The organism is Vibrio sp. D173a, assembly GCF_030248475.1.
In genome coordinates this window covers 1-800 of the sequence record NZ_JAHGAH010001579.1, presented here as the reverse complement: position 1 = coordinate 800, position 800 = coordinate 1, and the positions used below count along the sequence as shown (strand labels likewise).

Below are 800 nucleotides of genomic sequence, written 5' to 3'. Positions count from 1 at the left end.
TGTGAACATGGTGGGTGGAGGCAGCGCCCTGTTTCCCGACCATTTTGAAGGGGTCAGCGAAGTGGTGCGCCCTGAGCATTTTGAGGTGGCTAACGCTATCGGTGTGGCCCTCGGTGAGATCTCTGGACAGTTCGATAAAATCGTCTCTATCGACCCGAATGATCGAGAGCAAGTGATGCTTGAACTAGAAGAGCAAGCCAAACAAATGGCGATTGAAGCGGGTGCCTGTTCTGACAATGTGACGGTAATCGAAATCCCACTCAGCTATCTACAAGGGAATCGTCTACACGTAAAGATCAAAGCGGCAGGGCACATCAAGTTGTCAGCTTAAGTTGAGAGCGGTGGCTTTTTGCTGTCACCGCTAGCCTTTACTGTTGCTCTTATTACCGATGTCACAACCATTACTGTCACAACGAGCAACGCCAGTTAACCAGTAAGAGATTTTGTAGCGGTTGTTAGCAAAACGCAGGTAACACCAGTCTGCTAATGGTTTGATGATTGGCCAACGAAGTGGTGCGTATAGCCAGCCTTTGGCAACCAAATCCCACGCTTTATGAGTGACATCTAAACCCAGAATGAGTTGCCCCTGTGAGTCCAAAGCATGCAGAACCGTGTTGGCGGCATTGGCATCAATATTTGGATAGTCAGCAAACTCTTCACTGTAGATATCGATGGTTTTGATGTGGTTGTCGGTATCTTGCTTGGTCAAGGCTGCCATCTCTTTTGAGCACAAGGGGCAGGTCCCGTCATAAAAAATCGTCAATTGTGGCATCACTTCTCCGTGGCTTTTCCAATTTACT

The 800-nt window shown here is 48.2% G+C and carries 1 protein-coding gene and 1 pseudogene; one reads left to right on the top strand and one right to left on the bottom strand.

Annotation, left to right across the window (positions count from 1 at the left end):
* A pseudogene (locus KIV40_RS34875) lies at positions 1-331 on the top strand (hydantoinase/oxoprolinase family protein); the annotation flags it as partial.
* 30 nt (positions 332-361) lie between these two features.
* Here KIV40_RS34875 and KIV40_RS34870 read toward each other — a convergent pair.
* The gene (locus KIV40_RS34870; protein ID WP_285354040.1) at positions 362-772 is read right to left on the bottom strand and encodes a thiol-disulfide oxidoreductase DCC family protein; all 411 of its coding nucleotides are present in this window, start codon (positions 770-772) and stop codon (positions 362-364) included.
* Between the last annotated feature and the right edge of the window lie 28 nt (positions 773-800).